Below are 19,718 nucleotides of genomic sequence, written 5' to 3'. Positions count from 1 at the left end.
GCTCTGGAGGACGCCAAGAAGAAGTTCGTGGGCGAGAACCCCAACATCCTGGCTCTGCCCCAGACCTTCAAGCTGGGCGCCGTCCATCTGTGCATGAAGGACGACGATCTGAGCAACGTATAATTCTGTACTGTACAAACGGCCGTGCTGTGAAGAATGATTCACAGCACGGCCGTTTTGGTGACAAGGCGCAGTCTTTGTGCTATAATACAGCCCGGATATGGCTTTGCCCCAGGAGGTCCCTGCGGCGAAAGTTTGAGATTTCAATGAAACAGGAGGTCCTGTATCCTATGAACATCACCATTTCCGATCTGCTCGATCTGTCCCACACCCTGGCCGGGGATTATCTCCGGCAGTTTCAGTACCCTTGGGAGGCCCTGGACGGCATCAAGGACCTGATCCTCTCCCTGGGCAGCCAGCTCTCCCCCGAGGAGTACAGCCAGCCCCAGGAGCACGTCTGGGTCCACAAAACCGCTGTGGTGGCCCCCACCGCCTACCTGGGCGCCCCCTGCATCATCGGCCCTGAGACCGAGGTGCGTCACTGCGCCTTTATCCGGGGCTCCGCTCTGGTGGGAGCCCACTGCGTGGTGGGCAACTCGGTGGAGCTGAAAAACGTCATTCTCTTCGACAACGTCCAGACCCCCCACTACAACTATGTGGGCGACTCCATCCTGGGCTACAAGAGCCACATGGGCGCCGGCTCCATCACCTCCAACGTCAAGTCCGACAAGACCCTGGTGGTGGTGAAGGGGGAGACCCCCATCCCCACCGGCCGGAAGAAGATGGGCGCCATCCTGGGCGACTTTGTGGAAGTGGGCTGCAACTCGGTCCTCAACCCCGGTACCATTCTGGGCCGCCACAGCAGCGTATACCCCACCTCCTGCGTCCGGGGCGTCATTCCCGCCCACAGCATTTATAAGGACAAGGATCACATCGTCCTGCGGGAGGAGCAGTAACCATTTCACCTGTAAACAGCGCCCCGTTGGAGAGCTTTTCTCCAACGGGGCGCTGTTCTTTTCTATCCTATTGGCCATCCTGGGGCAGGCGGTCCAGCTGAGCCCGGGCGGCCTCCTGCACCGCCTGCCGGGCCTGCCGGAACCAGGCCAGCAGGGCCTTGGCCTGGGGCGTGATGGTGCTGCCGCCGCCCCCCAGGCCCCCCGCCTCGGTACTCACCAGGGGCATAGCCAGCCCACGCTCCGCCGTGTGGAGGATTTTCAGGGCTTTGGAGTAGGACAGTCCCATTTTCTGGGCGGCCGCCCGCAGGGAGCCGGTCCGCTCCACCTGCTCCAGCAGCTCCGCCGGTCCCGGCCCGAAGATCCGCCGCCCCGTCTCATCCGTCAGATAGAATTTTCCTTCCCCCCGCATGGCCCGCTCCCTTCTCTGCCGTCCGGCTGCTATGCCGGGCGGATTTTGCTTCTATGGCCATTATATCGTTGTGTTTTCAAAAACACAACGTAAATTTTCTTTATCGATTTACTCCATTACCACCAGGTAATCCTGGAAAACTTAGCACTTTTTATATTCGTTTTGTCTGTTTCACTTTTCTCATCCTCCCTTTGTCGGCACTCTTTCGGATTTTTCCAATCTTTGTTCGTGTCCGAACCATTCATTTGACTTTCCTGTACCAAAAGGTTTAAATATAATTATAGTTTAGTTTTAATCCTCATAATTCTGTTTCAAAGGAGAGGAGTATACCATGGAATATGTGAACGCATCGTCTGTCCAGCAAGTGCTGGACACGCTGGCTCAGGCCGACGGCGGAGCCGTGGTCCTGGCCGGCGGCACCGACCTGATGGTGGATTTCAAGGCCGGGAAGGTACAGCCCCAGGTGTGGGTAGATGTAACCCGGGTACCCGAGCTGTGCGGCATCACCGTGGAGGACGGCAAGCTGGTCATCGGCGCCGCCGTCACCCTGACCACCATCGCCCGCTCGCCGCTGGTCCGCCAATACTTCCCCTCCCTGGCTCAGGGCTGCGGCACGGTAGGGTCCCTCCAGATCCGCAACTCGGCCACTCTGGTGGGCAACGTGGTCAGTGCCCAGCCCGCCGGCGACGGCGCCATGTCCCTGGCCCCCCTGGCCCCCACCTTCACCGTCCTGTCCGCCCAGGGGGCGCGTCAGCTGTCCATGGGTGAGATGTACGCCGGCTTCGCCCGCAGCACCATCGACCACAGCCGGGAACTGGTGACCAAGATCTCCATTCCTCTGCCCCAGCCCGGGGAGGCCGCTTCCTTTGTGCGACTGGAGCTGCGGAAATCCCTGTCCCTGCCCATGCTCAACTGCGCCGCCATGGTCCATGTGGAGGACGGCCTGGTCACCTGGGCCCGGATCACCATGGCCCCCGTGGGCGTGGGACCTGTGCGGGCCCAGGCCGCCGAGGCCTTCCTGGCGGGCAAGCCTCTCACCGATGAGAACATGGCCCAGGCCGGACAGCTGGCCCTGGAAAACGCCAACCCCAGAAGCAACCCCCTGCGGGGCAGCCGGGAGTACCGGCTGGACACCCTGCCGGTGATCATCCGCCGGGCCCTGGAGGCCTGCCGGGATCAGCTGGCACATTGAGAGAAAGGCGGAATTGACATGGCTGTTTTACATACCACCATCAACGGCGAGGCCATTACGGCGGAGGTGGACCCCTCCATCTCCCTGGCCCAGTTCCTGCGGGACAATCTCTACCTCACCGGCACCAAGATCGGCTGCGGCAAGGGGGAGTGCGGCGCCTGCACCATCATCATGGACGGCAAATCGGTGACCTCCTGCATCATCCCCGTCATGCGGGCGGAGGGAGCCGTCATCCAGACCATCGAGGGTGTGGCCAAAAACGGCAAGCTCCACCCCCTGCAGGAGGAGTTTATCAACCAGGGGGCCGTCCAGTGCGGCTTCTGCACCCCCGGCATGATCATGTCGGCCAAGGCCCTGCTGGATGAGAACCCGGAGCCTAAGAAGGAGGAGCTCCGGGAGGCCCTGGGCGGCAACATCTGCCGCTGCACCGGATACGTCAACATCGAGCGGGCGGTGGAGGCCGCCGCCCAGCGCATCCAGAAGGGGGAGTGAGGAGCATGAAATATGTAGGACAGAGCATTCCCCGTAACGACGGCTTTGACAAGGTTACCGGCCGGGGCCTGTTCACCTTCGACGTGACCCTGCCCCGGATGGTATACGGCAAGGTGCTGCGCAGCCCCTACGCCCACGCCAAGGTGCTGAGCATTGACACCTCCGAGGCCGAGGCCCTGCCCGGTGTGCGGGCGGTGTGTACCTTTAAGAACACCACCAACAAGGTGTGGAACGGGGCGGCCCCCATGTTCATTACCCCCCTGCCCCACAAGCCGGTGCTGGATCAGACCATCTTCACCGATGAGCCCAAGTACATCGGCGACGAGGTGGCCGCCGTGGCCGCCGACACCGAGGCCATTGCCGAACAGGCGGTGAAGCTCATCAAGGTGGAGTGGCAGGAGCTGCCCGCCGTCTACGACCCCCTGGAGGCCGTCAAACCGGACTCCCCCGAGGTTCAGCCCAAGTTTGCCAACCCCGACTTCCACAACATCTGCGGCGGGCCCATTGTGCTGGAATTCGGCGGCGATCCCACCTCCGCCTTTGACCAGTGCGACGCGGTGGTGGAGTACGACGTGACCCTGCCCCGGGTGAAGCAGGCCCAGATGGAGCCCCACGGCGCGGTGGCCACCTACAGCCCCGACGGACGGCTGGAGGTCATCTGCACCACCCAGTCCCTCTACCCCACCAAGATGATTTTGGCCGAGGCCCTGGACATTCCGGTGAGTAAGGTCACCGTGAAGAACGCCCCCTATGTGGGCGGCGGCTTCGGCGTGCGCATCGGCCTGTCCGGCAAGGCGGAGATTCTGGCGGCGGCCCTGTCCATGCAGTGCTTCCGCCCCGTCAAGCTGATCTACACCCGTGAGGAGGACTTCACCTGCTCCGACTCCCGCCACGGCGGCTACCTCAAGTGCAAGCTGGGAGCCAAGGCCGACGGCACCTTTGTGGCCATCGACACCCAGGCCTGGCTGAACACCGGCGCTTATGCTACCTTCGGCACCGACCTGGTGGGCGTATGCGGCGCCTGCGGCACCGCCGGTGCCTACGCCATCCCCAACTTCCGCTATACCGGCTGGCCGGTGTACACCAACCAGATGACCGCCGGCGCCATGCGGGGCTTCGGCACCCCCCAGGGCAATGCCGTAGTGGAACCCGCCATTGAGCTGATGGCGGAAAAGCTGGGCATGGACCCCATCGAGCTGCGGAAGAAGAACTCCACCCGGGAGGACACCAAGAACTGGTTCCCCTTCCCGCCGGGCTCCTGCGGCACCAACGAGTGTCTGGACAAGGCGGCCGCCGCCATCGGCTGGTATGACAAGCACGGCAAGGCCGGTAAGCAGACCGGCCGCATCCGCCGGGGCGTGGGCATCTCCGCCGGTACCCACGTCAGCAACGCCGCCCCCTTCTGCGTGGACTATAACACCGTCATTCTCCGCATCGAGCGGGACGGCACCCTCTTCGTCAACTCCTCCATCCCGGAGATCGGCCCCGGCTCCACCACCGCCTGCCTCCAGGTGGCCGCCGACCTCATCGGGGTCCCCTACAAGGACGCCGTCATGAAGTTCGGCGACACCGACGCCGCCCCCTTCGACATCGGCTCCCACGCCACCCGCACTCTGTACACCGTCAGCTATGTCATGGCCGACGCCGGTAAAAAGCTGCGGAAGGACATTTTTGACTGGGTGGGGCCCAAGCTGGGCATCGATCCGGAAAACCTGGATATGACCGACGGCATCATCACCTGCGACGGCAAGCAGGTGGCCACCCTGGCCGACATGGCCTCCCAGGCCCACCTGGAGGGCAAACAGTTCCTGGCCTCCTCCTGCCAGGTGCCCCCCAACTGTCTCCCCTTCTACGCCCAGGCCGCCGAGGTGGAGGTGGACATGGAGACCGGCATGGTAAAGGTCATCAAGGTAGCCGCCGCCCACGACGTGGGCAAGGCGGTCAACCCGCCTCTGTGCCGGGGCCAGATCGAAGGCGGCGTGCTCCAGGGCGTGGGCTACGCCGTCCGGGAAGAGATGACCTATGTGGAGGGCAAGGGCTTCTACAACAAGGGCTTCCACTCCTATATGCTGCCCACCGCCGACGACCGGCCGGAGATCGAGTCCATCCTGGTGGAGAATCCGGACCCCTCCGGTGTGTTCGGCATCATCGGCATCGGCGAGTGCGGCGTCAACCCCACCCTGGCCGCCATCGGCAACGCGGTGGCCGACGCCACCGGCGTGCGCTTCCATGAGTTCCCCCTGACCCCCGGCCGGGTGCTGGCGGGCCTGAAGGCGGCGGGTAAGGCCTAAGTTCCTTGACAGACCCCATCCCCTCCGTGTATCATGGAAGCACAGAATCACGCGGAAAGGGGCGCGGTCATGGAAGAGAACAAACCCTATTGGGAGGGCAAGCACTTCTCCTTCTACACCAACAAGGAGTGCGAGTACTATCCCTGCCACAAGGTCCCCGAGGGCCAGGATTTCAACTGCCTGTTCTGCTACTGCCCGCTGTATATGCTGGGCCGGGACTGCGGCGGCAACTTTACGTATCTGGACAGCGGCATCAAGGACTGCAGCGGCTGTACCCTCCCCCACAAGCGGGAGAACTACGGCTACATCGCCGCCAAGTTCCAGGAGATCACCCAGGCCATGGCCCACCGGGAGCGGGAAGCCGGGCAGAAGTAACACGCACAAGAGGGTCAGCTGTCAAACAGTTGGCCCTTTCTTTTTGATAAGCGATAGGATTTTTCCCCCATCTGTGATATAATGTTTCCCAATTCCCCAAGCGAAGGAGATGCTTCCATGAAGATCATCGACATTCTGAACCAGGACCGCCCCACCCTGTCCTTTGAGGTTTTTCCCCCCAAGACCAGCGACACCTATGACTCGGTAGCCAGGGCCACCCAGGACATCGCCGCCCTGCGGCCCGACTTTATGAGCGTCACCTACGGCGCCGGCGGCGGCACCAGCGACTACACCGTGGGCATTGCCGCCGGTATCCAGCAGCAGTACGGCGTGGATGTGCTGGCCCATTTGACCTGCGCCTCCTCCACCCGGGCCCACGTGGCCCAGGTGCTGGAACACCTGAAAGAGAAGGGCATCCAGAACGTGCTGGCCCTCCGGGGCGACATCCCCGAGGGGGGCGCTCCCGCCCACGACTACCAGTACGCCGCCCAGCTGGTGAAGGACATCAAGGCCCACGGCGACTTCTGCATCGGCGGGGCCTGCTATCCCGAGGGACACCCCGAGTCCCCCACCAAGAACGCCGACATCGACCACCTGAAAGCCAAGGTGGAGGCGGGCTGCCAGTTCCTCACCACCCAGATGTTCTTTGACAACAACATTCTCTATAACTTCCTCTACCGCATCCGGGAGAAGGGCATCACCGTGCCGGTGGTGGCAGGCATCATGCCGGTAACCAACGGCAAGCAGATCGCCCGTATCTGCAAGCTGTCGGGCACCTATCTACCCGAGCGGTTTAAGGCCATTGTGGACCGGTTCGGGGACAACCCCGCCGCCATGCGCCAGGCCGGTGTGGCCTACGCCGCCGAGCAGATCATCGACCTCATCGCCAACGGCGTGGAGCATATCCACATCTACTCCATGAACAAGCCGGAGATCGCCGCCTCCATCCAGTCCAGCCTGTCGGAGGTCCTGAAATGATCCACACCCCCCGGTCCGAGGCCCTGCGCTATCTGGGCTACCGGGGCGCCCAGCCCGACGAGGCCACCGCCGCCCTGCTGGACAAGCGCATCCAGGCGGTGGAGGGGGCCGCCGACCCCCGGTGGACTTCTGTGGAGGTCCCCCTCACCCTCCGCCCCGGCGGGGTGGAGCTGGGGGACTGGTCCATTGACAGCGAAAAGCTGCGGGCCCACCTGGAGGGCTGCACCGCCGCCCTCCTCTTCGGGGCCACCCTGGGGGTGGGGGTAGACCGGCTCATCGCCCGCTCGGCGGCGGGCCAGGTGACCCGGGCCGCCATGGACCAGGCGGTGGCCGCCGCCCTCATCGAGGCGGTGTGCGACGACGCCTGCGACCAGCTGGCCCAGCGCTATCCCGGCAAATATCTGCGGCCCCGGTTCAGCCCCGGCTACGGGGACTTCCCCCTCACCGCCCAGCCCGAGCTGCTGCGGCGGCTGGACGGCCCCCGGAAGATCGGCCTCACCGCCACCGACACCTGCCTGCTGGCCCCCATCAAATCGGTGACGGCGGTGATCGGTGTGGCAAATACCCCCGGCAAATGCCACGCCGGAGGCTGCGCCACCTGTTCCAAAACCAACTGCGCCTTTAGGAGAGATACCAAATGAAATTCATTGACGCGCTGCACAGCCAGCGCCTGTTTTTTGACGGCGGCACCGGCACTCTGCTCCAGGCCCAGGGCCTGAAGGGCGGCGAGCTGCCTGAGACCTGGAACCTGCTCTATCCCGACCGCATTTCCGCTCTCCACCGGGCCTACCTGGCGGCGGGGAGCAACATCCTGTGTACCAACACCTTTGGAGCCAACGCCCTGAAGTTCCCCGCCGGAGGGGAGTTTAATCTGGAGGAGCTGGTGACCGCCGGTGTACGTCTGGCCTGTGAGGCCAGGGACGCCGATCCCCGGCCCGACGTGTTCGTGGCCCTGGATATGGGCCCCACCGGCAAGCTCTTGAAGCCCATGGGCGACCTGGACTTTGAGGACGCGGTGGCCCTGTACGCCCAGGTGGTCAAAGCGGGAGCCGCCGCCGGAGCCGACCTGGTGCTCATCGAGACCATGAGCGACTCCTACGAGGCCAAGGCCGCCGTGCTGGCCGCCAAGGAGAACTGCGACCTGCCGGTGGTGGTGACCACCGTGTACGGGGAGAATGGCAAGCTGCTCACCGGCGGCACCCCCGCCTCCACCGTGGCCCTGCTGGAGGGCCTTGGCGTGGACGCCCTGGGCGTCAACTGCGGCCTGGGCCCCGCTCAGATGCTGCCCATCGTGAAGCAGCTGGTGGAATATGCCTCGGTGCCTCTGATCGTCAACCCCAACGCCGGTCTGCCCCACGCCTGCGACGGCTGCACCGTCTTTGACGTGGGCCCGGCGGAGTTTGCCGTCCACATGGGGGCCATCGCCGACCTGGGCGTCCAGGTGCTAGGCGGCTGCTGCGGCACCACCCCCGACCACATCAGGGCAGCCGTGGAGGTATGCCGGGACAAGCCCTACACTCCTGCCGCCGACAAGGGCCGCACTCTGGTGTCCTCTTACGCCCAGGCGGTAGAGATCGGCCCCGCCCCGGTGGTCATCGGCGAGCGCATCAATCCCACCGGCAAGAAGAAGTTCCAGCAGGCCCTGCGGGACCACAACATTGAGTACCTCCTCAACGAGGCCTTTGCCCAGGAGGAGGCGGGGGCCCAGGTGCTGGACGTGAATGTGGGCCTGCCCGAGATCGACGAGCCCGCCCTGCTGGTGGAGGTGATGGAGTCCCTCCAGGCTGTCCTCCCTCTCCCCCTCCAGCTGGACACCTCCGACCCGGAGGCCATGGAGCGGGCCATGCGCCGCTACAACGGCAAGCCCATGCTCAACTCGGTGTCCGGCAAGGCCGAGAGCATGGCCGCCCTCTTCCCCCTGGTGAAGAAGTACGGCGGCGTGGTGGTGGGCCTGGCCCTGGACGAGAACGGTATCCCTCCCACGGCGGAGGGTCGGCTGGCCATTGCCAAAAAGATCTGCGACACCGCCGCCCGGTACGGCATCCCCAAAAAGGAGATCGTCATCGATCCCCTGACCCTCACCATCTCCTCCGAGCCGGAGGCCGCCAAAATCACCCTGGAGGCGGTGGGCCGCATTAAGAAGGAACTGGGGGTGTCCACCATTCTGGGCGTGTCCAACGTGTCCTTCGGTCTCCCCAAGCGGGAGCTGGTGAACACCGCTTTCTTTACCATGGCCCTCCAGCAGGGGCTGGACTGCGCCATCCTCAACCCCAACAACGCCGCCATGATGGGGGCCTGGCGGGGCTATCAGGCCCTGATGGGGCTGGACCCCCAATGCGGCCGCTACATCGCCGCCTACGGCGGGCAGGAGACGACTGCCGCTCCTGTTTCCTCCACCAACGGCCCCTCTCTCACCGACTGCGTTCTGCGGGGCAGCAAGGAGGGGGCGGCCCAGGCCGCCCAGGCCGCTCTGGACAGCGGCAAGGCCCCGCTGGATATTGTGGACAGCGTGCTCATTCCCGCCCTGGATCAGGTGGGTCAGGGCTTTGAGAAGGGCACCCTCTTCCTGCCCCAGCTGCTCATGAGCGCCGAGGCCGCCAAGGCCGCCTTTGAGGTGGTGCAGAACGCCATGTCCGGCGAGGACCGGCCCAGCCAGGGGGCCGTGGTGCTGGCCACCGTCAAGGGGGACATCCACGACATCGGCAAGAACATCGTCAAGGTTCTGCTGGAAAACTACAGCTTCACCGTCATCGATCTGGGCCGGGACGTGGCCCCGGAGCGCATCGTGGAGGCCGCCGGACAGCCCGGCGTGAAACTGGTGGGCCTCAGCGCCCTGATGACCACCACCGTGGTGAGCATGGAGGAGACCATCCGCCAGCTGCGGGAGACCTGCCCCCAGGTGAAGATCGTGGTGGGCGGCGCGGTGCTGACCCCCGCCTACGCCGACCAGATCGGGGCGGACTGCTACGCCAAGGACGCCATGGCCACCGTCCGGTACGCCAAGGAGATCTATCAAAACTAATCCATAGAAAAAGGACCGCTGCGGTGCAGCGGTCCTTTTTTCATGCTTGAAATTCCGGGAAGGGCTCCAGGGTGCGCTCCAAAATGCCGTTGAGGGAGGCAATGAGGATGCCGTAGTTGGTGATGGGAATGCCCTGATCGGCGGCGGTGCGCTGACGGTACTTCATCTCCCGCTCCCCCAGGGTGCAGCCCCCGCAGTGGATGACCAGCTTGTAGGGCGTCAAGTCCTCCGGATACTCCCGGCCGGAGCAGAAGGTGTAGTCCGGCTCTACCCCCGTGGCCTCGTGGATCCAGCGGGGCAGCTTCACGGTACCGATATCCTCGCATTGGCGGTGGTGGGTGCAGCCCTCGGCGATAAGCACCTTGTCCCCGGCCTTCAATTCCTTCACTGCCCGGGCCCCCTCCACCGTGAGGGCCAGATCCCCCTTGTATCGGGCCATGAGGATGGAGAAGGAGGTAAGGGGCACGTCGCGGGGCACGATCTGGGCCACCTTGCCGAACACCTGGCTGTCGGTGACCACCAGCCGTGGGGGCTTGGGCAGCCCCTCCAGGGTGAGGGCCAGCTCGGTGTCCCGGCACACCAGGGCGGAGGCCCCCGCCTCCAGCACGTCCCGGATGGTCTGCTGCTGGGGCAGGATGAGCCGACCCTTGGGGGCCGCCTTGTCGATGGGCACCACCAGCACCACCGTGTCGCCAGGCTGAAGAAGATCGGCGATGAGGGGGCGCTTGGGGCCCTCCTGCCCCGCCAGCCGGGCAGCCTTCTCCTTCAGCTCATGGATGTGCAGGCCGGTGAGAGCGCTGACCCACAGGGTATTCTCCCCCTCCTCGGGCACGCTGTCCAGCAGGTCGGCCTTGTTCCAGGCCAGCAGATAGGGGATGCCCTTATCCTTAATGAGGGCAAGCAACTCCTCCTCCGCCTTGCCCAGAGGCTGGGTGGCGTCGGCCACCAGAATGGCAAGGTCGGTCTTGTTCAGCACCTGCCGGGTTTTTTTCACCCGCAGTTCACCCAGGGCGCCCTCGTCGTCGATGCCGGGGGTGTCGATGATCTGCACCGGGCCCAGGGGCAGCAGCTCCATGGCCTTGTACACCGGGTCGGTGGTGGTGCCCTTCACGTCGGACACAATGGCCAGATCCTGGCCGGTGAAGGCATTGACCAGGCTGGACTTACCGGCGTTGCGCCGGCCGAAAAAGGCGATGTGGACCCGCTCGCCGGCGGGGGTGGCATTCAGGCTCATGGGTATCCCTCCTCAGAACCGGAAGTCCCGCTCGCCCTGGGCGATCTTCACCAGCCGGCCGGCCACAATCTCCTTCACCTTGGGGTTGGTGATGTAGGCCTGCTGCTGGGCGATAACCTTTTCACCCACGGCGCGGGTCTCGGGAGCGGCATAGTCCATCAGGTACTCCTTCAAGGTCATGAGGGCGTTGGGCAGGCAGCAGTTCTGGATCTGGCCCGCCTTGCACAGGGACATGAACCGGTCGCCGGTGCGGCCTTCCCGGTAGCAGGCGGTGCAGAAGGAGGGCACATAGCCCAGCTCCATCAGCCAGCGCACCACCTCGTCCAGGGTGCGGGTGTCGGACACGTCGAACTGGGCGGAGGACTCCTCCTCCGGTTCCTGCTCCACATAGCCGCCCACGCTGGTGCGGGACCCGCCGGAGATCTGGGAGATGCCCAGCTCCAGCACCCGCTGGCGCACCTTCTGAGACTCACGGGTGGAGATAATCATGCCGGTGTAGGGCACTGCCACCCGGATGCAGGCCACAATCTTCTCAAAGATCTCGTCGGAGATGCCGTTGTCAAAGGCGCCGGGGTCGATGTCGTCGGCGGGGCACACCCGGGGTACGCTGATGGTGTGGGGGCCTACCCCGAACACCGCCTCCAGATGCTCGGCGTGCATCAGCAGACCGGCAAACTCGTAGCGGTAGAGCTCCAGACCGAAGAGCACGCCCAGGCCCACGTCATCGATGCCGCCCTCCATAGCCCGGTCGTGGGCCTCGGTGTGATAGGCATAGTTGCTCTTGGGTCCGGTGGGGTGGAGCTTCTCATAGCTCTCCTTGTGGTAGGTCTCCTGGAACAGGATGTAGGTGCCGATCCCGGCCTCCTTCAGCTTGCGGTAGTCCTCCACCGTGGTGGCGGCGATGTTCACGTTCACCCGGCGGATGGCGCCGTTCTTGTGCTTGATGGAGTAGATGGTCTTGATGGACTCCAGAATGTACTCCAGAGGATTGTTCACCGGGTCCTCGCCCGCCTCCAGCGCCAGCCGCTTGTGGCCCATGTCCTGGAGAGCAATGACTTCCGCCTTGATCTCCTCCTGGGTCAGCTTCTTGCGGGGGATGTGCTTGTTCTTGGCGTGGTAGGGGCAGTAGAGGCAGCCGTTGACGCAGTAGTTGGACAGGTACAGTGGGGCGAACATGACGATGCGGTCGCCATAGAAGTCCTTCTTGATCTGGCGGGCCAGCTCATAGATCTCCTGGTTCTTGTCCTCCAGCTCACAGGCCAGCAGCACCGAGGCCTCCCGGTGGGTCAGGCCCTTGCGAAGTCTGGCCTTCTCCAGGATGGCGTCAATGACGGCCACATCGTTCTTATGGGCGTCGGCGTAGGCCAGGGAGTCCAGGATCTCCTGGTGGTTGATGAAGTCCTCTGCTTTTCTGGATTTGGGATCGTACATTGGGATTACTTCCTTTCTTTTGGGTCAGGGCAAAACCCTTCCCCGTCAGTTTTTTCTCTTTCTAATCAGGAAAGTCTCCACGGTGGACGGCCACGGTGCAGCCGATGGCGGCCAGGCGCTGTTTCAGGCCCGCCAGGTGCTCGGCGGCCTCGTCGCCCGTGCAGAGCTTGTTGTCATAAAGGGTGTACTTGTCCCGGGCGGCAGGGGGCGACAGATTGGGCATCACCACGTTGGCCCCTGCCAGAATGCCCAGCTCCCGGCCCTGGGGATGGATGGTGCCCAGGGCGGTAGTGGCGGGCAGCAGCACCTTGGGTAAGGTGAGCCGCACCAGAGAGAGCAAAATCAGGGTGTCCTCCAGGGTGCCCGCCTTCTCCCCGGCAAAGGGGGTGTCCTTTTGAGGGATGAAGGGCCCCAGGCCCACCATGTGGGGTTGGAAGTCCTGGAGGAAGCAGAAATCTTCCGCCAGAGTGTCCGCCGTTTGGCCCGGAGAGCCCACCATGAACCCGGCCCCCACCTGGTAGCCGATGTCCTTCAGGGTACGCAGGCAGTTCAGCCGGTGCTCCAGGGTCAGCTCCGGCGGGTGGAGTTTTCCATAGTGGACGGGGTCGGCGGTCTCGTGGCGGAGGAGGTAGCGGTCGGCTCCGGCGTCAAACCACAGCCGGTACACTTCCCGCTCGAACTCCCCCAGGGAAAGGGTAATTGCACAGTCCGGCCAGCGTTCCTTGATGGCCGCCACCGTCTCCGCCACCCAGTCCGGGGTGAGCCCCGGGTCCTCGCCTCCCTGGAGCACGAAGGTGCGAAAGCCCCAGCCGTAGCCCTTTTCGCAGCAGGCCAGAATGGTGTCCCGGTCCAGCCGGTAACGGGTTGCATGGCGGTTATCCCGCCGGATACCACAATACAGACAGTTATTTTTGCAGATATTACTACACTCAATTAACCCCCGGACGTAGATCTGGTCCCCGTACCACCGGCGGCGCTCCTCCAGTCCCCGGGCAAAGAGGTCCTGCTGATCCAGGCTGTGCCGACCGGCCAGCAGGGTTCGCCACTCGTCCCGGTCCAGCCGCCGCTGACGGCACAGCTTGTCCAGCAGCTCATTCATTGGGCAGCTTGGAGTACACCGCCTTGCAGCTCACTCCGGGCAGCATACCGGCTTTGCCGGACAGGGCGCTGATGGCGTCGGCGGGGGCGTCCAGCACGATGGAGATAATGTTCACCTTCCGCTCCCGGTAGGGGATGCCCATCCGGCCGATGATATAGTCCTTGTATTCGTGGAGCAGGGCGTTGAGCTCCTCCACGGAGTCAGGGTTCTCCACCACCACGCCCAGCAGGGCCACGCGGGTCTCTTCCATAGCAATTTCCTCCTTGCAAAAAATGACAAATGGCGCACTCAAAAAGGGTGCGCCACAGCATACGTTCGTTCTGTCCGGCGACCCTTTCCCGTCAGGCTGTTACCCCTTTCGCGTCAGTGTCGGTTGTTAAATTATACTGCACATTTTAGTTTTTGTAAAGTCCTTTTTGGCGCCATTGTATTTTGCACCAAAATACGGTAGGATATGGTTTGCTAAGTCCTCGACCGACATCGACATTTTTCAAAAAATTTTGCTGAAGATAAAACCGCCCCTTTCCCCGGCATCACTAACAAGAGAACGCCACCATCCGTTCTATGGATCAAAAGAGAGAAAGGAGGTCTGATTATGATGGTACGCAACTGGTGTGTGAAAGTAAGCGCCCTGGCTCTGGCCGGGGTCATGTCCCTGTCCGTCCTGCCCGCCCAGGCGGCGGAGTACGCCGATCTGGGTCAGGACCACTGGGCCTACGAGGAGATGACCCGAGCGGTGGAGCTGGGCATCCTTCAGGGGGTGGGAAACAACCAGCTGGCCCCCGCCCTCACCATGAGCTGGGGCCAGTTCCTGGCTCTGGTCACCCGGACCTTCGCCTCTGAGGACTACCAGAGCGCCCTGGACCAGGGAGCGGCCTGGGATGAGGCGGGCTATTTGGCGGCAGCATCCGCCGGCATTCTGCGGGAGGAGGACGCCCTGTCTGTCAGCCCCGAGCAACTGGGGGAGAGCATTACCCGGGAGGACGCGGCGGTGTTGCTCTACCGCGCCATGCCGGAGGAGATCCAGGAGAAATACGCCCATCCGGAAAATGAGGCCCTCTTCACCGACTTTGACCAGATGGATGAGGTCCATCAGGCGGCGGTATCCGCTCTGGCCGACACCCAGGTGTCCACCGGCAAGCCGGACGGCTCCTTTGGCCGAACCGATCCCATCCAGCGGTGCGACGGCACGGTGCTACTGATGCGCACCCTAAATGTGGTGGACCGGGCCCGGACCGGCGAGATCGTCACCATCACGCTGTACGGAGTGGACAGCGAGAGCGGTCAGGAGCTGTTCCGCCAGGAGTATGTAACCGAGGTCGGGGCCTACCTATACGGCCTGCTGGAGGACGCCCCCCAATACTATGTCTTTGACGGATTTCAGGGGGGCGGCACTGTGACCTCCGCCTGCGCCAGCTACTGTGCCCAGTACCGGCCCATGACCCAGGCCGAGCGGGAGGAAGCCGACTTCTGGGACAAGGTGGACCAGGGACTGGCCAGCGCGGACGACTACTGGACCCAGCCCTTCTGGCTGTCCATGCAGGGCGAGAACGAAGCCAAGCACAACCTGCTCTTCGGCTCTACGGAAAAGCGCCGCTTTGACAGCCAGGCGGAGGCCCAGGCCGCTATGACCACCATTACGGTACCCATCTGGACGCTGTCCAACGGGGTGAAAAAGGCCTCTACCACCACCCTCCAGGTCCACGCCGCCATTGCCGACGATGTAAAGGCCATCTTTACCGAGATCTACAATGACCCGGAGCAGTTCCCCATCAACGGCACCAGCAGCTTCCGCTATGTGGAGGGTACCACCGGCGAGCACAACTGCGGCACCGCCATTGACCTGAACGCCAATGAGAACTACCAGATCCGGGACGGTCAGGTGCTGGTGGGCAGCTGCTGGGAGCCGGGGACCAACCCCTACTCCATCGCTCCGGACAGCTCGGTGGTCCGTATCTTCGAGGCCCACGGCTGGAGCTGGGGCGGCGACGCCTGGGCCGCCGACAGCGACGACGCCACCGGCTACCACGACTATATGCACTTCTCCTACATGGGCGGCTGAGCTGATATAAAAAAGGACCCGCTGCTGTTGCAGCGGGTCCTTTTTTATTTCGGTCAAGCGGGCTCAGAAGCCTGTTACACAGGCTCGGCCACCACTTCAGCCTTGATGAGGTTGGTGGTACCGGACTTGCCCAGAGGCACGCCGGCGGTGATAACCACGGTCTCACCGGGCTTCACGATGCCCTCCTTGCGGGCCACGTCCACGGCCATGGAGAACATCCGGTCGGTGGAATCCACCTCGCCGGACAGCAGGGGCTTCACGCCCCAGGAGATGGCCAGCTGACGGCGGGTAGACTCGTTCTGGCACAGAGCCACGATGGGGCAGGCGGGACGGAAACGGGAGATCACCTTGGCGGTGTAGCCGGACTTGGTGGCCGCCAGGATGGCGGTGGCGTTCAGGTCCATAGCGGTCAGGCAGCAGGAGTGGGTGATAGCGTCGTTGATGCCGCCGATCTCAGGCAGCAGGTTGCGCTCCCGGAAGCGGTTCCAGTAGCGAATGGAGTTCTCGGCGGAGGTGACCACGTCCACCATGGTCTGAAGGGCCTCCACGGGGTACTTGCCGGAGGCGGTCTCGCCGGACAGCATCACGCAGGAAGTGCCGTCAAACACGGCGTTGGCCACGTCGGACACCTCGGCACGGGTGGGACGGGGATTGCGGATCATGGAGTCCAGCATCTGGGTGGCGGTGATAACGGGCTTGCCCTGCCGGATGGTGGCCTTGATCATCTTCTTCTGGAGGATGGGCACCTCATGGGCGGGGATCTCCACGCCCAGGTCGCCGCGGGCCACCATGACGCCGTCAGCGGCCTCGAGGATGGACTCCAGGTTGTCCACGCCTTCCCGGTTCTCAATCTTGGCAATGATGCGGATGTTCTCGCCGCCCTCATGCTTGTTCAGCTCGGCGCGGATATCCTCCACGTCGCTGGCCTTCCGAACGAAGGAAGCGGCAATGAAGTCGAAGTCGTTCTCGGCAGCAAACTTCAGGTCATCCTTGTCCTTCTCGGTGAGGGAGGGGAGCATGATGCTCACATCGGGGATGTTGATGGACTTGTTATTGGACAGGGGGCCGCCGTTCTCCACGGTGCAGTGGATGTTGTGGCCTTCCACCTTCTCCACCAGCAGCTCGATCAGACCGTCATCCACCAGGATGCGGCAGCCGGGCCCCACTTCTTCATGCAGATTCAGATAAGTCACGGACACCTGCTTCTCGTTGCCCTCCACCTCATCGGTGCTCAGAACAAACTCCTGATCCTTCTCCAGGATCACAGGACCGTTCACAAAGGACTTGATGCGGATCTCAGGGCCCTTAGTGTCCAGGATGGTGGCCACGGGGCGGCCCAGGGTGTCCCGGACGGACTTCAACATGGTCAGCCGGGCCAGCTGCTCGGCGTGGCTGCCGTGAGAGAAGTTGAAGCGGGCGGCGTCCATACCAGCCAGAATCAGCTGACGGATGGTCTCCTCATTGTCCACAGCGGGACCCAGGGTGCAGATGATTTTTGTCTTTCTCATTTCCTACCTCCATAGGTATGCAAATATGACTCTAAAAAAAATCCGGGACTATCATACACCAATCTTTCCGTTTTGCATAGAGGTAATTTTCATTTTAACCAACTTTCGGAGGTTTTTATCAGAAATATTTACAGTTGATACGCGCTAAGCATAAAAAAAGACTGTCCCTTCACTCAGGAACAGCCTTTTTTTCCACTATTTTGTGTTTGCTTACCATTTTAGCGGCACCTAAAGCTATACTAACTGGTTTCTCTTTCCGCGAGACAGCCGCAGGGCCGCCAGACAGAAGAGCACACCCAGGCAGCCCGAGGCAATGCAGGCCGCCAGCATCAGATTGACGCCCCCCAGATCCAGAGTCCAGCCGGCCAGCACACCGCCCATCATGCCGCCCAGGCCGTTGGAGGCCACCATCATCACGGTCTGCCCCCGCACCCGGTCGGCGGCGGGCACCGACTCGTTGACGAAGTACACCGAGGCCGGGGTAAACAGGCCGTAGCCCAGCACCTGAATGGGCTGAACCGCCAGTACACCCAGGCAGTTAAAGGTACACAGCAGCAGCACACCTTTCAGCGTGCCGAAGATCATACTCAGCATCAGCAGCTTTCCGCTGCCCAGCCGCCGCAGCAGCTTCTGGAAGAAGAAGGCGGTGGGCAGTTCGGAGGCTCCCATCAGGAAGAGGGCAATACCCAGGTCGGAGTCGGTGCCTCCCCGGCTGTTGACGATGTTCACCAGGAAGTTGGACAGAGGCATGATGCCGGTAAGGCCCAGGAACACCCCCACCAGCATCAGGGTAAAGCAGGGATTGCTCCGCAGCAGGGACAGAGCGGACTGGGGCTTGGGGCCCTCCTCCCCGGCCTGTCCACCCTTGCCCCGGTAAGCCGGGTAGGTGACCACCAGCAGGATCTCCAGCACCACCAGGGCCAGATGGGTGAGCAGGGTGCTCTCCATGCCCAGCCGGCCCGCCTGGAAGCCCAGCACCACACACACCATCGCGTAGGCCAGGGAGCCGATGCCCCGGCCCAGGCTGTAGCGGATGGGCATACCCTCATTGATGAACTGCACCGCCATGGCGTCCATCAGAGGGTAGGAGGACACCTCCAGGCCGCCGATGACCACCCACACCAGGGTGGTCTCCCACAGGCCCATGCCGGGGGACAGCCAGTACCAGGCTCCCGCCGCCACCGAGATGAGCAGGGACAGGCCCACGATATACTTCAGGGGAATGCGGGGATGCCGGTCGGCAAAGCCTCCCAGCAGGGGCTGAAACACGATGCCCGCCAGACAGCGCACCGCCGTCATCAGTCCCGCCTCGCTGTTGGAGAAGCCCCGCTCCAGCAGCAGGGCGGTCTGGTAGGCCACAATGGCGGCAAACATAGCCCAGAAGCCCGCCTGCATGGCAATATAGTGATAGTCCAGCCGCCGCAGGGAGGGCCTGCGCTCACTCAGTTCCACTTGGTTCACTCCGTTCCTTCAAAAGCAAACATATTCTCCAGGCCGGTAGAGCTGGCGGCATACATGGTCATCACCAGATCGGGCTCCAGCGCCTCAAGGGTCTCCATCAGATCCCCCTGGAAATAGCGCAGGTCGATGGTGGTCAGCTCCGAACAGGACAGGGCCAGGAAGGGGGCCAGAGCGCAGGAGAAGGACTCCCGCAGCAGCACGATCCTGGGTCCGTTGGGGTTGTTGTGGTTGGTCATGGTGGCCATGCCGTAGTCGCCGCCGGAGTAGTAGGTGTAGGGGTTGCCGTTGAACCAGTCCATCTGCTCCACCCGCTCGGGGAAGCACACCGACTGGTTGAAGGGGCCGGTGCGCTCAAAGCCGCCGTCGGTGCTGGCATAGGTAAGATTGGTCTCAAATTTGGGGGTGTAGATGGTGAAATCGTCCACCCCGGCGTAGAGGGACCCCACCCGCTTGCCCTGGCTGCCCAGGAAGAAATCCTCCAGCACCGCGGTGGACCAGTTGGAGGGGTCGGTAAGATAGGACGGGGTGACGAACCCGTAGTTGTGGTCCAGCAGCTGGGCCAGGTTCTGCCAGGCAAAGAAGGCGGCCTCCGGCTTCCAGTGGTGGTCGGTATTGAAGAACCAGCCGGAATAGATACCATTGCTCTCAAAGAAGGGCCGCAGATCGAAATAGCTGGTCCCCGACTGATCCAGTTCCTCCAGGAAGGCATCGGCAGTGGAGTTTCCGTTCTCCGCCATGCCTACAGGCAGCAGGTCCTGCCCCCGCTGGATCTTCTGGGGCGCCATCACAAAGAGATAGGGAATGCCCTGCTCCTCCAGCGCCTGGGCCAGTTCGGCCGTGGCGGCGGCGTTGGCTTCCACGCTTTCCGCAGGCTGGGCGGTGCTGTCCGGCTTGACGAAGTTCAGCGCCCCGGTGGACAGCTTGACCACGGTGTTTTCATCCACCGCGTCCTCCACCATCCTGCGGCCGGTGATACGCTGGATGCCGCCGTAGAGCTGGATGAACAGATGGTCCCGGTCCAAATCCTGATTGACGGCGGTCTCCGCCTGGGCCAGGAAGGCAGTCACATCCTTGTCCTTGGCAAAGGTCTTGAGCAGGGCTTCAAAGCTGCCCTCCCGCCCCAAAAAAGAGGTGAGCAGCAGCACGAAGCCCCCCGCCATCAGCAGCAGGAACAGGCAGGCGGTTATGGTATTGCGTCGTTTCATTGG

Annotated in this window: 17 protein-coding genes; 9 read left to right on the top strand and 8 right to left on the bottom strand. The window is 63.2% G+C overall.

Annotation, left to right across the window (positions count from 1 at the left end):
- The first annotated feature begins 290 nt into the window (after positions 1 to 290).
- Positions 291 to 956: a UDP-N-acetylglucosamine pyrophosphorylase gene (locus tag B5G06_RS10510; protein WP_087189028.1), complete on the top strand. Its 666-nt coding sequence runs from the start codon at positions 291 to 293 to the stop codon at positions 954 to 956.
- Between the two features lie 67 nt (positions 957 to 1,023).
- Here the strand turns inward: B5G06_RS10510 and B5G06_RS10505 are convergent, their stop codons facing one another.
- Positions 1,024 to 1,365, bottom strand: a complete 342-nt coding sequence (locus B5G06_RS10505; RefSeq protein ID WP_087189023.1) for a winged helix-turn-helix domain-containing protein — start codon at positions 1,363 to 1,365, stop codon at positions 1,024 to 1,026.
- Between the two features lie 331 nt (positions 1,366 to 1,696).
- Between B5G06_RS10505 and B5G06_RS10500 the strand changes: the two genes are divergently transcribed.
- From B5G06_RS10500 to B5G06_RS10470, 7 genes are all read left to right on the top strand, one after another.
- Positions 1,697 to 2,557 (top strand): FAD binding domain-containing protein, encoded by an 861-nt coding sequence (locus tag B5G06_RS10500; RefSeq protein ID WP_087189022.1) that lies wholly within the window; start codon positions 1,697 to 1,699, stop codon positions 2,555 to 2,557.
- 18 nt (positions 2,558 to 2,575) lie between these two features.
- Positions 2,576 to 3,049 carry a (2Fe-2S)-binding protein gene (locus B5G06_RS10495; protein WP_087189021.1) on the top strand — a complete coding sequence of 158 codons (474 nt, stop codon included), beginning with the start codon at positions 2,576 to 2,578 and terminating at the stop codon, positions 3,047 to 3,049.
- Positions 3,050 to 3,054: 5 nt separating this feature from the next.
- Positions 3,055 to 5,340 (top strand): xanthine dehydrogenase family protein molybdopterin-binding subunit, encoded by a 2,286-nt coding sequence (locus tag B5G06_RS10490; protein ID WP_242955459.1) that lies wholly within the window; start codon positions 3,055 to 3,057, stop codon positions 5,338 to 5,340.
- A 69-nt stretch (positions 5,341 to 5,409) separates the two neighbouring features.
- Positions 5,410 to 5,715, top strand: a complete 306-nt coding sequence (locus B5G06_RS10485; protein ID WP_087189019.1) for a cysteine-rich small domain-containing protein — start codon at positions 5,410 to 5,412, stop codon at positions 5,713 to 5,715.
- 117 nt (positions 5,716 to 5,832) lie between these two features.
- The gene (metF, locus tag B5G06_RS10480; RefSeq protein ID WP_087189018.1) at positions 5,833 to 6,693 is read left to right on the top strand and encodes a methylenetetrahydrofolate reductase [NAD(P)H]; all 861 of its coding nucleotides are present in this window, start codon (positions 5,833 to 5,835) and stop codon (positions 6,691 to 6,693) included.
- Positions 6,690 to 7,334: a hypothetical protein gene (locus B5G06_RS10475; protein ID WP_087189017.1), complete on the top strand. Its 645-nt coding sequence runs from the start codon at positions 6,690 to 6,692 to the stop codon at positions 7,332 to 7,334. The genes metF and B5G06_RS10475 overlap by 4 nt, the downstream gene beginning before the upstream one ends.
- Positions 7,331 to 9,715 carry a homocysteine S-methyltransferase family protein gene (locus B5G06_RS10470; protein ID WP_087189016.1) on the top strand — a complete coding sequence of 795 codons (2,385 nt, stop codon included), beginning with the start codon at positions 7,331 to 7,333 and terminating at the stop codon, positions 9,713 to 9,715. The genes B5G06_RS10475 and B5G06_RS10470 overlap by 4 nt, the downstream gene beginning before the upstream one ends.
- 40 nt (positions 9,716 to 9,755) lie before the next feature.
- On the opposite strand, the gene hydF is transcribed toward B5G06_RS10470, so the two are convergent.
- The 4 genes from hydF to B5G06_RS10450 all read right to left on the bottom strand — a co-directional run bounded on the left by hydF (position 9,756) and on the right by B5G06_RS10450 (position 13,729).
- Positions 9,756 to 10,949, bottom strand: coding sequence for a [FeFe] hydrogenase H-cluster maturation GTPase HydF (gene hydF, locus B5G06_RS10465; RefSeq protein ID WP_087189015.1), 1,194 nt, complete (start codon positions 10,947 to 10,949; stop codon positions 9,756 to 9,758).
- A 12-nt stretch (positions 10,950 to 10,961) separates the two neighbouring features.
- Positions 10,962 to 12,380 carry a [FeFe] hydrogenase H-cluster radical SAM maturase HydG gene (gene hydG, locus B5G06_RS10460; protein WP_087189014.1) on the bottom strand — a complete coding sequence of 473 codons (1,419 nt, stop codon included), beginning with the start codon at positions 12,378 to 12,380 and terminating at the stop codon, positions 10,962 to 10,964.
- Positions 12,381 to 12,441: 61 nt separating this feature from the next.
- On the bottom strand, positions 12,442 to 13,479 hold the full coding sequence (gene hydE, locus B5G06_RS10455) for a [FeFe] hydrogenase H-cluster radical SAM maturase HydE (RefSeq protein ID WP_087189013.1): 1,038 nt from the start codon (positions 13,477 to 13,479) through the stop codon (positions 12,442 to 12,444).
- Positions 13,472 to 13,729, bottom strand: a complete 258-nt coding sequence (locus tag B5G06_RS10450; RefSeq protein WP_087189012.1) for a TM1266 family iron-only hydrogenase system putative regulator — start codon at positions 13,727 to 13,729, stop codon at positions 13,472 to 13,474. The genes hydE and B5G06_RS10450 overlap by 8 nt, the downstream gene beginning before the upstream one ends.
- 345 nt (positions 13,730 to 14,074) lie before the next feature.
- Between B5G06_RS10450 and B5G06_RS10445 the strand changes: the two genes are divergently transcribed.
- A complete protein-coding gene (locus B5G06_RS10445; RefSeq protein ID WP_242955458.1) occupies positions 14,075 to 15,541 on the top strand; it encodes a M15 family metallopeptidase in 1,467 nt (488 codons plus the stop codon).
- A gap of 74 nt (positions 15,542 to 15,615) precedes the next feature.
- Here B5G06_RS10445 and pyk read toward each other — a convergent pair whose 3' ends face one another.
- The 3 genes from pyk to B5G06_RS10430 form a co-directional block, all read right to left on the bottom strand.
- Positions 15,616 to 17,049: a pyruvate kinase gene (gene pyk / locus B5G06_RS10440; protein ID WP_087189011.1), complete on the bottom strand. Its 1,434-nt coding sequence runs from the start codon at positions 17,047 to 17,049 to the stop codon at positions 15,616 to 15,618.
- Positions 17,050 to 17,283: 234 nt separating this feature from the next.
- Positions 17,284 to 18,501, bottom strand: coding sequence for an MFS transporter (locus B5G06_RS10435; RefSeq protein ID WP_242955457.1), 1,218 nt, complete (start codon positions 18,499 to 18,501; stop codon positions 17,284 to 17,286).
- 5 nt (positions 18,502 to 18,506) lie between these two features.
- A complete protein-coding gene (locus tag B5G06_RS10430; RefSeq protein WP_087189010.1) occupies positions 18,507 to 19,715 on the bottom strand; it encodes a DHHW family protein in 1,209 nt (402 codons plus the stop codon).
- Positions 19,716 to 19,718 lie beyond the last annotated feature (3 nt).

It is taken from the genome of Flavonifractor sp. An52, from assembly GCF_002159385.1.
In the GTDB taxonomy this organism is placed as follows: Bacteria; Bacillota; Clostridia; order Oscillospirales; family Oscillospiraceae; genus Flavonifractor; species Flavonifractor avicola.
The sequence above is the reverse complement of the archived record's forward strand: the minus strand, read 5'-3'. Positions and strand labels throughout refer to the sequence as shown.

Excerpts from the sequence above, each read along its gene's own strand:
- B5G06_RS10445 (WP_242955458.1), top strand. The coding sequence starts at position 14,075 with ATGATGGTACGCAACTGGTGTGTGAAAGTAAGCGCCCTGGCTCTGGCC.
- B5G06_RS10495 (WP_087189021.1), top strand. The coding sequence starts at position 2,576 with ATGGCTGTTTTACATACCACCATCAACGGCGAGGCCATTACGGCGGAG.
- hydF (WP_087189015.1), bottom strand. The coding sequence starts at position 10,949 with ATGAGCCTGAATGCCACCCCCGCCGGCGAGCGGGTCCACATCGCCTTT.
- B5G06_RS10490 (WP_242955459.1), top strand. The coding sequence starts at position 3,055 with ATGAAATATGTAGGACAGAGCATTCCCCGTAACGACGGCTTTGACAAG.
- hydE (WP_087189013.1), bottom strand. The coding sequence starts at position 13,479 with ATGAATGAGCTGCTGGACAAGCTGTGCCGTCAGCGGCGGCTGGACCGG.
- B5G06_RS10510 (WP_087189028.1), top strand. The coding sequence starts at position 291 with ATGAACATCACCATTTCCGATCTGCTCGATCTGTCCCACACCCTGGCC.
- pyk (WP_087189011.1), bottom strand. The coding sequence starts at position 17,049 with ATGAGAAAGACAAAAATCATCTGCACCCTGGGTCCCGCTGTGGACAAT.
- B5G06_RS10475 (WP_087189017.1), top strand. The coding sequence starts at position 6,690 with ATGATCCACACCCCCCGGTCCGAGGCCCTGCGCTATCTGGGCTACCGG.
- B5G06_RS10485 (WP_087189019.1), top strand. The coding sequence starts at position 5,410 with ATGGAAGAGAACAAACCCTATTGGGAGGGCAAGCACTTCTCCTTCTAC.
- B5G06_RS10505 (WP_087189023.1), bottom strand. The coding sequence starts at position 1,365 with ATGCGGGGGGAAGGAAAATTCTATCTGACGGATGAGACGGGGCGGCGG.
- metF (WP_087189018.1), top strand. The coding sequence starts at position 5,833 with ATGAAGATCATCGACATTCTGAACCAGGACCGCCCCACCCTGTCCTTT.
- B5G06_RS10470 (WP_087189016.1), top strand. The coding sequence starts at position 7,331 with ATGAAATTCATTGACGCGCTGCACAGCCAGCGCCTGTTTTTTGACGGC.
- B5G06_RS10430 (WP_087189010.1), bottom strand. The coding sequence starts at position 19,715 with ATGAAACGACGCAATACCATAACCGCCTGCCTGTTCCTGCTGCTGATG.
- B5G06_RS10500 (WP_087189022.1), top strand. The coding sequence starts at position 1,697 with ATGGAATATGTGAACGCATCGTCTGTCCAGCAAGTGCTGGACACGCTG.
- hydG (WP_087189014.1), bottom strand. The coding sequence starts at position 12,380 with ATGTACGATCCCAAATCCAGAAAAGCAGAGGACTTCATCAACCACCAG.
- B5G06_RS10450 (WP_087189012.1), bottom strand. The coding sequence starts at position 13,729 with ATGGAAGAGACCCGCGTGGCCCTGCTGGGCGTGGTGGTGGAGAACCCT.